The sequence below is a fragment of the Streptomyces sp. NPDC059668 genome (assembly GCF_042734135.1).
Lineage (GTDB): Bacteria > Actinomycetota > Actinomycetes > Streptomycetales > Streptomycetaceae > Streptomyces.
Genome location: NZ_JBHWEL010000099.1, coordinates 1 through 12,945, shown reverse-complemented (window position 1 = coordinate 12,945; position 12,945 = coordinate 1). Strand labels below are relative to the sequence as shown.

9 protein-coding genes are annotated in these 12,945 nt (G+C 70.7%); 4 read left to right on the top strand and 5 right to left on the bottom strand.

The genetic code is table 11. The features are described 5' to 3' along the window. Positions 1-14 precede the first annotated feature (14 nt). Positions 15-1,328, bottom strand: a complete 1,314-nt coding sequence (locus tag ACFV2J_RS38795) for an MFS transporter (protein ID WP_385083522.1) — start codon at positions 1,326-1,328, stop codon at positions 15-17. After that, positions 1,325-1,549 (bottom strand): hypothetical protein, encoded by a 225-nt coding sequence (locus tag ACFV2J_RS38790; protein ID WP_385083521.1) that lies wholly within the window; start codon positions 1,547-1,549, stop codon positions 1,325-1,327. Before ACFV2J_RS38790 ends, ACFV2J_RS38795 begins: the two co-directional genes overlap by 4 nt. Positions 1,550-1,864: 315 nt before the next feature. Here ACFV2J_RS38790 and ACFV2J_RS38785 point away from each other — a divergent pair, with 315 nt between their 5' ends. Further along, positions 1,865-3,250 (top strand): MFS transporter, encoded by a 1,386-nt coding sequence (locus ACFV2J_RS38785; protein ID WP_385083520.1) that lies wholly within the window; start codon positions 1,865-1,867, stop codon positions 3,248-3,250. Between the two features lie 603 nt (positions 3,251-3,853). Beyond that, entirely contained in the window at positions 3,854-4,924 is a 1,071-nt protein-coding gene (locus ACFV2J_RS38780) for an alpha/beta fold hydrolase (protein WP_385083519.1), read from the top strand. A gap of 229 nt (positions 4,925-5,153) precedes the next feature. Here the strand turns inward: ACFV2J_RS38780 and ACFV2J_RS38775 are convergent, their stop codons facing one another. Next, positions 5,154-6,134, bottom strand: a complete 981-nt coding sequence (locus ACFV2J_RS38775; protein ID WP_385083536.1) for a phosphotransferase family protein — start codon at positions 6,132-6,134, stop codon at positions 5,154-5,156. Between the two features lie 237 nt (positions 6,135-6,371). Between ACFV2J_RS38775 and ACFV2J_RS38770 the strand changes: the two genes are divergently transcribed. Next, complete coding sequence (locus ACFV2J_RS38770) at positions 6,372-6,935, top strand: CGNR zinc finger domain-containing protein (RefSeq protein WP_385083518.1); 564 nt, start codon at positions 6,372-6,374, stop codon at positions 6,933-6,935. A gap of 227 nt (positions 6,936-7,162) precedes the next feature. Here the strand turns inward: ACFV2J_RS38770 and ACFV2J_RS38765 are convergent, their stop codons facing one another. Beyond that, positions 7,163-8,398, bottom strand: coding sequence for a CaiB/BaiF CoA transferase family protein (locus ACFV2J_RS38765; protein ID WP_385083517.1), 1,236 nt, complete (start codon positions 8,396-8,398; stop codon positions 7,163-7,165). A gap of 5 nt (positions 8,399-8,403) precedes the next feature. Further along, positions 8,404-9,630: an acyl-CoA dehydrogenase family protein gene (locus ACFV2J_RS38760; protein ID WP_385083516.1), complete on the bottom strand. Its 1,227-nt coding sequence runs from the start codon at positions 9,628-9,630 to the stop codon at positions 8,404-8,406. Between the two features lie 578 nt (positions 9,631-10,208). Here ACFV2J_RS38760 and ACFV2J_RS38755 point away from each other — a divergent pair. Next, a complete protein-coding gene (locus tag ACFV2J_RS38755; RefSeq protein ID WP_385083515.1) occupies positions 10,209-12,833 on the top strand; it encodes a carboxypeptidase regulatory-like domain-containing protein in 2,625 nt (874 codons plus the stop codon). Positions 12,834-12,945 lie beyond the last annotated feature (112 nt).

Here is a 12,945-nt window from a genome sequence, read left to right as displayed (position 1 = left end):
AGGTACGGACGTGGTCAGTGACGGGGTAGCACGGGCTCGCCGTCCGGATTCGGCGACGGCGGGGAACCAACCGTCGTGCGCGGCGAGGTCGGCAGGTCCCGGGTCCGCCTGATCGGGGAGAAGTACAGGATCAGTGCGGCGAGCGGGACCCCCGCTGTCGTGATCGCCATCGCGGCGCGGATGCCGAGTGCGGTTCCCAGCGCGCCGCCCAGCAGTGCTCCGAGCGGGATCGTCCCGTAGCTGAGAAACGCGGTGCTCGCGGTGAGACGGCCGAGAAGTTCCGGTGGACAATAACGCTGCTGGAAGCTCGCCTTGATGATGTTTCCGCCCACGACACCCGCGCTGACGCAGAATCCGCCGGTGACGAAGAGCAGGACGCCGACTCCCGGGACGGTCAACGGGATGAGCAGGGCGAACACGGGAAGTCCCAGTTCGAACAGCAGGGTTGCGCGGGCCGTGCCGATGCGGTCGGCGACCCGGCGTGCGGCGAGGGCTCCTGCCACGCCACCCGCGCTGGTGGCCGCGATGAGCGCGCCGACCGGCCCGGGAGTCAGACCGACGCTGCGGACCAGGAAGACCACCTGGATCGACTGGTATCCCATCAGCGCGAGGTTGGAGGCGGCTCCGAACAGTGTCAGTGCCCGGAACCAGGGGTCGTGGGCGATCAGCCGCATGCCTTCGCGAACCTCACGGACCAGTGATGCGGGGTGATGCCCGGTTCTGGTCACGCGTGGCTCGCGGTGCCGGATGCCCGCGAGGCAGAGCAGGGAGACGAGGAAGGTCGCGGCGTTGGCGAACATCCCGTTCACCGCACCCGCCAGCTGTGCGATCAGCCCGCCCGAGCCGAGCCCGGCGATCTGCGCGGCGGACGCGCTGCCGTGCAGTTTGGCGTTGCCCTCGGGCTGGTCATCGGGTCGCAGGATGCTGGGGAGATAGGCGCTGTAGGCGGTCTGGAAGAACACCGCCGCCGTACCCGTCAGCAGTGCGACGGCCAGCAGCAGTCCGGTGCTCAGCCTGCCGAACCGCTCGGCGACCGGGACGCCCGCGAAGAGGACGAGGGAGACCGCGGCGGCGGCCAGCATGATGGGCCTGCGCCGCGACCGGTCGACCCACACACCGACCGGGAGACCGATGACCAGCCACGGGGCCCAGGCGGCAGCGCTCAGCAGGCCGACCTCGAACGTCCCGGCGTCCAAAGCAGAGACGGCGATCAGCGGCATCGTCACTCCGGTGACGGACGCACCGAATTTGCCGGCGGTCTCGCCGCACCACAGCAGTCGGAAATCACGGTGCCGGCGCAGAAGTCCACCGCGTACGCCATGGCTCATGAGGTACCACGCTCCTGGCGGGCGAAGGGCAGGAACCGCACGACGACAGGCTCCCCATCCGGGTCGGGCTCGGTGTCCGAGGCGGGGTCATGGCGGACGACGGCGGCGAGCGCCGGGGTGCCGCTGTCGATGTCGATGTCGATGTCGAGAGCGTAGGCGGCGACGAAGTAACCGGCCACGGGATTAATGATGTTGAGGTCGTCGTCCGCATCGGGCAGCACGCCCTGATGACGCGTCCGGTGGGTGCGACGCGTTGACGCCCCCTCACCCCGACCGACTCGGCACGGGGTCGCTTCGCCCGTCCGAGCGGCCTGTCCGGCGGAGGGCCCGGGGCCGACACCCGTCCCGGCGGAGCGCCGCCCGTGATGGTCCGACGGGGTGTCAACGCCCGCACTGCGTCCGGGGCACCAGGGTGTGGCGTGGCTTGTTGATCGCGGGCTTGCGGTCGCGTTCACTCGGTGCATGTGGTGACAAACGGTGATTCCCGCACGCCGCCGTCTCTGGGCGTAACACTCGACCAGGCTTCCATCTCCCCGATGCACCGGCGGTTCTGGCTGGTGGCGGCTTTGGGGGTGATACTGGACGGGTTCGACTTCTTCATCATCGGCGTGGCCAATCCGCTCATCGCCAAGGACCTGGGCGGAAGCGCGACGGATCGGGGTCTGCTCTCCGCCGCCGCCATCGTGGGCGCCATGTTCGGAGCGGCACTGCTCGGACCGCTGGGCGACCGTGTGGGACGCAGCAAGGTCTTCCGGGTCGACCTGTGGCTGTTCGTGGCCTTCTCCCTGGCCTGTACGTTCGCCTGGGACCTGTGGTCGCTGATCGCCTTCCGTTTCCTGCTCGGCATCGCTGTCGGCCTCGACTACCCCATTGCGGCCAGCTATCTGGCGGAGATCCTGCCGGCCCGTGCGCGCGGCAAGTGGCTGGTGAGCGCCTTCAGTCTCCAGGCGGCTGGCATCATGATCGGCGCGGTCGTCGGCGTCGTCATCCTCACGGTGTGGCCCGAGATCGCCTCCTGGCGGATCATGCTCGGTTTCGGTGCCCTGCTGGCGCTTCTGATCATCTGGCTGCGCCGCAACGTCCCGGAGAGCCCGCGCTGGCTGGCTCAGAACGGCAGAGAAGAGGAAGCCACGGCGATCGCCGAGAAGATGACCGGCGTCGCCTGCCGCGTCACCGACAGGGACCGGTCACAGTCGCAGACGCCACGGGAGGGCTGGAACGCCCTCGTGCAGCCCCAGTTGTTCAAACGCCCCTTGCTAAGGCTGACGGTGTTCACCTCCGTTCCCTGGTTCCTGATGGACATCGCCACCTACGGGGTCGGTATCTTCACGCCGACCCTGCTCGCCGGACTGGCCCTGGCCGGCCCGAACGCGACGTTCCTGGCGGACGACATCTCCTCGACCGAGGGGACCGCGTTCCTGGACGTGTTCCTCGTCGTCGGCTTCGTGCTGGCGATCGTCTTCGTGGACCGGGCCGGACGGATCCGGCTGCAGCTCGTGGGCTTCGCCGTGATGACCGTCGCCCTGTGTCTGCTGGCGGTCGCCGATCAGCTCCCCGGCGGCGGCGACACCCATCTGCCGTTGGTCTTCGTCGGGTTCGCGCTGTTCAACACCTTCATGAACCTGGGTCCGAACTCCACCACGTTCACCCTGCCCGCCGAGGTGTTCCCGGCAGACGTCCGGGCCGCCGGACACGGCTTCGCCGCCGGATTCGGGAAAATGGGCGCGGCTCTGGGCACCTTCCTCTTCCCGATCCTGCTGGACTCCGCCGGCACCTCGCCGCTGCTCTACGGGGCGGCGGCCACCAGCGCCCTCGCCTTCTTCGTCACCTGGACCCTCCGTGTGGAGACCCGGGGCCGTTCACTGGACGAACTCTCCGGCCGCGAAGCGGCCGCGGTCTCCCCGCGCATCACCCCTCCGTGAGCCCGCCGCGCCCGCGCGCACACTCCTCGCCTCTTACCAGGCGACGGACATCGCCCACGCTCCGGAGCACGCGGAGCCGCCGGGCCGGTCGCCTGGATGACTGAGCGGGCACCCTTCGCCCGCATGAAGGCCCGGAACATTGCTCCGCGACCGCCGCGTGATGGGCGATGGCATCCACCGCACGACGCTCGGCGTGGCCGACCCCCACAACCCCCTCGTCTACGCGCGTCAATACGCGGCAAGACCGAGCCGCGCCCTGCGCCCTCCGCCCACCCGACCGCACACTGGAAGTCCCCTCAAAAGGGACAGACCGGCCAGGATGACGGACGGAGGACATTGACGCCACACGCCGGCTCGCCGCGGCCGTCGCCGGCGCCATCACCTCCCTCGCGGCACCGCCGCCCCTATCGCCTGGACGCCACGACGGCGCGACCTCCATGTGCCGTCCGGTCGAGAACCAAAAATGCGTCACCGGTTTGACTGGTGACGACCGCCGTGGAACAGTGATCGCACTCGCACCACAGCGATCCCGGACAAGACGTGTCGGGTGCGTCAGCGAGCCGGGACAGCAGTTTTCACAACCGCATGACGGAGGGGTTCCTCATGATCGACAGGCGTACCTTCAACCACGCCACGGGCCTCGGTGTAGGCGCGGCCGCCGCCTCGCTGGCCGGGTTCCAGGCGAGCGCGCGGGCCGCCTCACCCGGCCACCACAAGGCAGGCGGCGACCCGACGCCGACCGTGCCCGCGGTAACCCCGGGCACGCACACCTCCTTCGCCCGGCTCAAGCAGGTCAGGGCCGGCGTGCTGGACGTCGGCTACGCGGAGGACGGACCCGCACACGGCCCCGTCGTCATCTGCCTGCACGGCTGGCCCTACGACATCCACAGCTACGTCGACGTCGCCCCGCTGCTCGCGGCTCAGGGCTACCGGGTCATCGTCCCCTTCCTGCGCGGGCACGGCACGACGCGCTTCCTGTCCTCCCGGACCGTCCGCAACGCCCAGCAGTCGGCTGTCGCCCTGGACATCATCGCCCTGATGGACGCCCTCAAGATCGAGAAGGCACTGCTCGCCGGCTTCGACTGGGGCTCGCGCACCGCCGACATCATCGCGGCCCTGTGGCCCGAGCGCGTCGAGGGCCTGGTGTCCGTCAGCGGATACCTCATCACCAACGTCGAGGCGCAGAAGAAGCCCCTGCCCCCCAAGGCCGAGCACACCTGGTGGTACCAGTACTACTTCGCCACCGACCGCGGCCGCCTGGCCATGGAGGACAAGACCGACCGGCATGACCTGTGCCGGCTCGTCTGGGACACCGTCTCACCCACCTGGAACTTCGACGACGCCACCTTCGAACGCACGGCCACCGCGTTCGAGAACCCCGACTACGCGGCCATCGTCATCCACAACTACCGCTGGCGACTCGGCCTCGCCGACGGCGAACGGCGCTACGACCGGTACGAGAGGCAACTCGCCACCCGCCCTCTCATCAAGGTCCCCACCATCACCCTCGACCCCGAACGCGATCCGTTCACCGCCCCCGGCGACGGCGCCTCGTACCGTGACCGCTTCACCGGCAGGTACGACCACCGCACACTCACCGGGATCGGCCACAACCTGCCGCAGGAAGCACCCACCGCCTTCGCCCAGGCAGTCATCGACGTCGCCCACCTCTGACGGCGCTTCCCCTCCGGGTGTCTGCACGGAAGGGAAGACTTGGACCGCCGTTGCGGACACCACCCTGGAAGCGGTGACCTCAGCGCGGGCCACCGTGAACAGGACGGAGTCCGGTGGCTCCGCCTCCACCGGCTGCACGCACGGCCGGTTCGGAAGGTCCCGTCCGAATGCTCGCGGTCGACGATCGCTGAGATCACCCCGACCGGAATCAAACGGGCAGCGCGCGCCTTCAACCCGCCGCGACCAGCACCAGCGCCTCGTTCAGGTGGTGCTCGGCGATCCCGCGCATGAACTCCCGGTCGGGGAAGTCCCCGTCGAGCAGGCGCAGCGGGCCGGCCGTCAGCGACAGGTGCTGGGTGAGCCGGTAGAGCGCGAGGCGGTCCTCGTCGAGGCCGTCGACCACCAACTGCCGGTACTGGTCTGCGGCATGACGCAGACGCAGAAACACGTGCTCCCACTCGACGTCGAAGTACAGCAGGTTCTCGATGTCGTTCACCACTGGACGGCCGTCGCGGTCGACCATGACGTGGTCCAGTCCCAACTCGCCGTGGACGACGGAGTACTGGGTGCGCGGTCGCACCGCCGCGGTCAGCTGCCGCAGCCGTTCCTCCAACTGATCGCGGGCGTCGGCGATCCTGTGGTCGCGCCCGGCCGCCTCGGCGAGGCAGCGCAGCGCGAAGGTGAGCGCGGCCTGCTCGCACGAGGCCGAACGTGACGTGCCGCCCGCGTCGATCAGGGCCACCTTGCCGAAGGCCCGCGCCCGGTGGCCGCGCATCGCCGCCAGGATCTCGGCGAGGCGCATCATGATCGGCTCCGCGGCGCGCGGGTCGCGGTCTCGCAGATCCATCAGGTTCTCACCGGGCACGTCCTCGACGATCGCCAGCTCGGCCGGGTAGTGCGTGCGCTCACGGTCGACCAGGTGGATCCCCGGGACCCGCACACCCAGCGCCGCCAGCCGCGCGTGCGCGGCCTCGAACAGGTCGAGCCCGACGCCGGGCGAGAACGGGTCGGCGAGGTCGCCGTCGTGCTCGGTGCTCGGCCAGTAGTTCTCGGAGTCCTCCCACAGATAGGCGATCGCCGTCATGGCGTCGTCCATCGTCAGCCGGTAGACACCCTTCGTGGTGCCGCCCGCGAGTCGCTCGACCGTCTCCAGCCGTCGCCCGCCACCGAGCGCGGCCCGCGCCGCACCAGCCAACTGATCTCTCGTCACGATCTTGGGTGCCACGCCCGCAACCCGCCCTCCTCCTCGATGACTGAGGCACCGTACGGGATGCGTCGTTCCGGGCCGACCCAATTTCTCCGAAGCCGCGCCGCCACCAGGAGGCTCTGCCCATGCCCGGCCAGCCGGGCCACTGCGGCGACTGCGGCGACTGCGCCACTGAGGAGCATGTGAGTGAGATGGCGGGCATTCTTGCCGCCCTGGCGAGTCACCTGTCAGAATGGTGATGTGAACTATGACCATGTCTTCGTCTGTGGCAACCCGGCCCTCGACTTCGCCGCGACGTTGCGTGCGCGACGCACGGCGCGCTTCGAGATGTTCGCGACACCGGACCGGCTGGACGCCTGGTTCCTGGAGTCCTCGGTAGTCGACATGATCACCCCCGCCGACGACGCCGACGTCGAGCAGGCCAAGGCGGTGCGGGAGGCGATCTACGGCCTGGTCACCGCCCGCCGTCTGGGCCAGGAGTACGACGAGAAGGCGTTGAACGTGCTGAACGGTGCCGCGCGCAACCCTCCGGCGACGCCCCAGCTCACACCGGCCGGACGCCGGACTGAGGCAACCGCCGAACAGGCGCTGTCCACCGTCGCCCGGCACGCCGTCGAGCTGCTCAGCGCGGCGGACGTGCCTCTGATGAAGGAGTGCGGCAACCCCGAGTGCACCCGCGTCTACATCGACCGCTCCCGGGGCATGCGCCGGCAGTGGTGCGGGATGGAGTCCTGCGGCAACAAGCTCAAGGCGGCCGCCTACCGCGCCCGCAAGAAGAGCGCTCCGACACTTTCCGCTCACTGAGGGGCCACACCGCGTAGCCGACGGCACGGCGCGAACCACGGGGCGGGCCGCCTCCCCGCCATCGCAGCCGACCCTCCTGGCCGGCGACCGACGTCGAACGGCTCCAGCGCGGGACCACGTCGACCGCTGCCGAGGACCAGCCCCCGGCAGCGGCAATCAACGACGTGTGCACCGTCGTACGGAGGAACCCACCGGTCCCCCGGCCGGGAAGCTGCGGAACGCCGCGCTCACGGCGACGACCCCTCCGCGTCCGTGATCGCGGGAATGGCTCCCTGCGTGCGCAGCTCGGCGATCTCGGCGGGGCCGAATCCCAACTGGGTGAGGATCTCGTCGTTGTGCTCGCCGAGTTCCGGTGCCCGCTTCGCCGGGACCTTCGGCACCCCTCGGAGGTTGACCGGGCTGCTGATGGTCTCCGTCAGACCCTCCACCCCTTCCAGGGGCACGACGATGTCGTTGGCGCGCAACTGAGGGTCCTGGGCGGTCTCCTCCGGTGTCTGGATGAGACTGAAGGTGATCCGCTCCGCGGCCAGGGCCTCCCTCCAGTGCGCGAAGGGCCGCGAGCGGAACTCGGTGTCGAGCAGTTCGGCGAGCGCGGCGGCATTGCGGACGAAGCCGTCAAGATCCGCGAAACGCGGGTCCTCGAGCAGTTCGGGGTGTCCGACGGCCCGCGTGAGTCCCGGCCAGTGCGGCGGCGAGGCGACCAGCATGAACCACTCGCCGTCCGCGGTCAGGTACGGGTTGATCAGCGGGTTCGCCGGCGCCTTGCGGTCGTGCAGCTCGAACGGTGTGCCGCCGGCGAGCGCGCCGGCCACGAGTGTTCCCGTGGCCCAGACACCCTCGGCGAGCAGCGACGTGCCGACACTGGTTCCCTTTCCCGTCCGCTCGCGGCGGTAGAGGGCGGTGACGATCGCCGCGTAGATGCCGATCGCCGACATGTAGTCGCCGCTCCCCCACACCGGTACGGTCGGCGGGGCTCCCGCATCGCGGGTGGAGGCCAGCAGGCCGCTGCGGGACCAGTAGGCGGTCAGGTCGAAGCCCGGCTGCCGGGCGTCGGGGCCCGCGTCCCCGAAGCCGGTGATGTCGGCGTAGACGACCCTCGGGTTCCAGCCCGCGACCTCCTCGTAGCCCAGGTGCAGCTTCTCGCGCGTGCCGTGCGGGAAGTTGGTGATGACCACGTCGGCCCACTCGACGAGCCGCTTGAGGACTTCGACGGAGGCGGGTGACTTCAGGTCGATCACCATGCCCCGCTTGTTGCGGTTGGTGAGGTGCCAGCCGTAGTTGGCCTGCGCCCTGGGGCTGGGCGGTACGGAACTCAGCCGCCGCTGGGGGTCGCCCGCACCCGGCGGCTCGATCTTGATGACGTCCGCCCCGAAGTCGGAGAGCACGGTGGCCGCGGCCGGTCCCGCGATGAACGAGGACGCGTCGAGGACCTTCAGACCGGTGAAGACGGATTCGGTGGTCATCGCCATCACCTCACGAAGGCGCTCAGGCCGCCGGTGACGGCGCGCCCGACGATCAGGGTCTGGATCTCCCGCGTGCCCTCGTACGAGTAGAGGGCCTCCGCGTCGGCGACGAAGCGGCCGACCTTGTAGTCGAGGACGATGCCGTTGCCGGCCAGCAGTTCCCGGGCCCACCCCACGTTCTCCCGCATCCGCACGGTGCAGTAGGCCTTCGCCAACGCGGACTGCTCGTCCCGGAAGATCCCGGCGTCCTGCAACTGAGCCAGGCGCGTCACCATCCCGCACGAGGCCGTCGCGTTGCCGAGCATCTTCACCAGGAGATCCTGCACGAGCTGGAAGCCCCCGATCGGACGTCCGAACTGCTCGCGTTCCTTGGCGTACTGCAGGGCGATCTCGTAGGCGCCGAACATCACCCCCACCGCCTGCCACGCCACGCCGCTGCGGGTCTGGCGCAGGATGCCGGCCGTGTCCTTGAAGGTGTTCGCGTTCTGCAGCCGGTTGGCCTCCGGAACGCGGCAGCCTTCGAGCACGATGTCGGCGTTCTGCACGATGCGCAGCGCCATCTTGTTCTCGATCTTCGTCGCGGTGAATCCGGGGGTGTCCTTCTCCACGACGAAGCCCAGCACGTGCTGCGTCTCGACATCACGGGCCCACACGACCACCAGGTCGGCGAACGTCGCGTTCCCGATCCACCGCTTGGCGCCGTCGAGGACCCACTCGTCGCCGTCCCTGCGCGCCGTGGTCAGCAGGCCGCCCGCCACGTCGGACCCCCCGTGCGGCTCGGTCAGCGCGAAGGCTCCGATCTTCTCGAAGCGGCTCATCGCCGGCAGCCACCGACGCTTCTGTTCGTCGGAGCCACAGGCGAGGATCGTGCCCATGGCCAGGCCCGTGTGCACGCCGGAGAAGGTCGCCAAGGACGCGTCGGCGTGCGCGAACTCGAGCGCCAGGAAGCCGGAGAAGAGGTTCGTCGGCCTGGCTGACGAGGAGTCCGGGTCGGCCCAGTCCATCAGCCCGAGACCCCCGATGCCCTCCACCAGCTGGAAGGGGAACTCGGCCCGGGCCCAGTAGTCGTCGACGATCGGAGCGGCCTGCGTGCGGAGGAACTCGCGGACGGACTCGATCTTCTCCCGCTCACTGTCCGTCAGCAGCTCCTCGAAGGCGTAGAAATCGGCGGGCAGCGGCCCCTTGTCCAGGTAGGGGCCGGACCGCGTCGGCAGGTTCGGTGTGCCGCTCATGGCAATCTCCCTCAAGCACTGTGGGACATGGCGCGGAGATCCGAACCCGGCAGTGCTCTGGGCGCCCGGCGCTTCGGTCCTCCGGTGCGATTGAACGTTGAGCGCCGACCGGTCCCCCGGACCCGCGCCGCACGGGGGTGCCGTTCTGTCCGCAGACCACCCCAGTGGCCCGCAGCGGAGCCGGTGCGAGGCCCCGTGCAGGACCCGCGGCACGGCGACGAGCCGCTGCCCGCGGAACCTCGGCCCCCGAACCACGCGGCGGGCCCTCCCAGGGAGTGCGGGTGCTCCCCCGGGTCCGGCTGACGCGAGCGACGCGCATCGGCGGCCGCCCGGACCCGCGCTCGCGATGACCTGCCGTACCCGGCGTGTGCTCAGCGGGCCCGGTTGTCGGGGTTGTTGTCGATATGGGCTCCTGCGAAATCCGGCCCTTACAAGGGATGCATTGACACACCGTCGACCGGGACTCGTAAATGATCACCGACGGATGTGAATCCGCCATAGCTGGGCCCGAGTTGGGCCCTTTCATGGATTGGTGAACAGTGTCGATATCACCACCCGCGAGAAGTGCCGCCACGGGCTTGCGCACACTCGGCCGAGGCGTCGTGGCGCTGGGGGCCGCCGCGGCCCTCGTACTGCTGGGGAGCCTGCCGTCCGCGCAGGCGGCGGCCCGGGCCTCCGGCACCGCGAACGCGCCGGCCCGGACGCCGGCGCCGGCGACGGCGCCTGACGCGACGGATTCGAGCGCGAAGAACTCCCCGGCACCGCTCGAGCCCGTCTGCGGGAAGCCCGACAGGAATCACGCGACCTGCTACGCGATGCGCGCCGCAGGCGCAACGCCGGTCATGCGGCTCGGCGCCACGGCCACCCCCGCAGGGCTTGGCCCCAAGGACATCCAGAGCGCCTACAGCCTGCCCGCGGACGGCGGCGCGGGCCGGACGATCGCGATCGTCGACGCGTACGACAACCCCGACGCCGAGGCCGATCTGGCCGTCTACCGCGCCCAGTACGGCCTTCCCCCGTGCACGACCGCCAACGGCTGCTTCACCAAGGTCGACCAGCGAGGCGGCACCTCGTACCCGCAGCCCAGCGAGTCATGGGCGGGTGAGATCGCCCTCGACCTGGACATGGTCTCCGCGTCGGCACCGGGCGCGCACATCCTCCTCGTCGAGACGGACAACGACGGTCTGGAGAACCTCGCGGCCGGTGTCGACCGCGCGGTCGCCCTCGGCGCCAAGTACGTGTCCAACTCCTACGGCAGGCCGGGCGACTTCGCCTCCGACCTGTCCACCTACGGCGCCTCCTACGACCACCCCGGCGTCGCCGTCGTCGCGGCCTCCGGCGACTACCGGTACGGAGTCTCGTTCCCCTCGACCCTGCCCTCCGTGACCGCCGTCGGCGGAACCGCGCTCACCCCGGCGCCGGAGACCGCCCGCGGCTGGACGGAGACGGTCTGGGCACGTGACAACTACGGCCCCGGCTCCGGGTGCGCGCAATACCAGACCAAACCCGACCACCAGAAGGACACCGGGTGCGCCGGCCGCAGCGTGTCGGACGTCTCGGCGGTCGCTGACAACGTTGCCGTCTACCTCACGTACGGCTCGGGCGGCATCGGCTGGCAGCGCTACGGGGGCACCAGCGCGGCGACTCCGCTGATCGCCTCGGTGTACGCCCTCGCGGGCGCCCCTCGCCCCGGCACCTCCCCCGTCGCCTACCCGTACGCGGCCGGCGGCGCCGGACTGAACGACGTCACCACCGGCACCAACGGCACCTGCGCCGCCGACTACCTGTGCAACGCGGGCCCCGGGTACGACGGTCCGACCGGCCTCGGCACCCCCGCGGGCCTGGCCGCGTTCCGCAGCGGACCGCACGGCACCCTCTCCGGGACAGTCACGGACGCCGGGACCGGCAGGCCCGTCGCCCACGCGACCGTGGGGTCGGGGCTGGACGTCGCGACGACCGACAGCCGGGGCGCCTACCGCCTGGACCTGCCCGCGGGCACCGTCAAGGACCTCACGGTCCGCGCCTTCGGCTACACCGCTTCGGCTCCCGCCACCCTCACCGTCGCCGACGGCCAGGCCCTGACCCGGGACTTCCGCCTCGCGGCGATCCCGCGCGAGAAGGTCCACGGCACGGTCAGGGACGGCTCCGGCCACGGCTGGCCGCTCTACGCGAAGGTCACGGTGGACGGTTCTCCCGAGGCCCCCGTCTGGACCGACCCCGCCACCGGCGCCTACGCGCTCTCCCTGCCCAAGGGGGCGGACTACGGCCTGGAGGTCACCGCCGCACTGCCCGGCTACGAGCCCGCCGCACAGACCGTCACCGTCGGCAGGCACCAGGTCGGCAGGAACTTCACCCTGAACGCGGACCCCGACTCCGCCACGGCCGTGGGCTACACGCTGCGACGCGCGGGCACGACGGAGACGTTCGACTCCAACACCTCGGCCCCGCAAGGGTGGACGGTGGCCAACGCCCCCGGGACCGACAACGGCTGGGAGTTCGACGATCCGATCCAGCGCGGCAACGCGACCGGCGGCAGCGGCTCCTTCGCCGTCGTCGAGAGCGACAACTGGCCCATCGGCCCGCACCAGGACAGCGCGCTGATCAGCCCGGTCTACGACTTCTCCGGCAGCGAATCGGCCGAACTCGACTTCAAGACAGCCTACTTGTACAACCCGAACAACCAGCGGATGAGCGTGGACGTCACCACCGACGGCGGCGCGACCTGGCAGACCGCCTGGGCGACCTCCTCCACGAGCGGCGACGGCAGGGACCACCGCACCGTGCACGTCCCGCTGCGGGCGTACGCGGGTGAGAAGGCCGTCCAACTGCGCTTCCACTTCGTGGCCAACTGGGGCTACTACTGGTCCGTCGACGACGTGTACGTCGGGACCCGCGACCTCGTCCCCGTCTCCGGCGGCCTGACCGTCGGAACGGTCCGCGACAGCCGTACAGGCGCGGGCCTGGCCGGTGCCACCGTGGCCGACCCCCGGCACCCGGACGCCACGACGGTCACCGTCGCGACCCCGGACGACGCGGCCGTCGGTGACGGCTTCTACACCCTGTTCCTCGCCGGCCCGGGCAGGCACACACTGCGTGCGAGTGCCCCCGGCCATGTCAGCGCGGACCGGACCGTCAGGGTGCGTGCGGACCGGTCGGTCCGGGCGGACCTGCGGCTGAAGCCCGCCCCGGCGACGTCCGGCTGAACCTCGTCGCACCCCCGGGTGTGCGCCGCCGCCGGCGCCCCCCCCCGCCCGCGGGTGGGGCACCGGAGAGACGGCCCCCCGGCGGGACGGCCCCCGCCCCGGGGCGGGCGCC